A 245-nucleotide genomic window follows, 5' to 3' on the forward strand; every position below is an offset into this window, starting at 1 on the left:
TGTAGGTGATGTTGTCGGCGGTTTGCAGGTTGTCGGCGCTGCCGTTGTTGATGGTGATATCTGATACGTCGAACCCGGCAACTTCTTCGCCGAAGGTAGCCGTTACGGTGAAGGCGGTATTGATTGTCTCCTCGGCATCCGTGGCGAGTGTCACTGTGGGGGCGGTCAAGTCCGCCGTCCGGGTGAGTTGGGTGGCGGCAATGTTATCGTTTCCGGCGATATCCGCTGCGATGGCGGCTGCAATA

Annotated in this window: 1 protein-coding gene; it reads right to left on the bottom strand. The window is 58.4% G+C overall.

Translation table 11 applies throughout. The features are described 5' to 3' along the window. Nucleotides 1-245, bottom strand: a 245-nt coding sequence (locus LKE08_RS16420; protein ID WP_324705325.1) for an Ig-like domain-containing protein, incomplete at both ends; no start/stop codon positions are given.

It is taken from the genome of Lyngbya sp. CCY1209 (assembly GCF_035615495.1).
GTDB lineage: Bacteria > Cyanobacteriota > Cyanobacteriia > Cyanobacteriales > Microcoleaceae > Limnospira.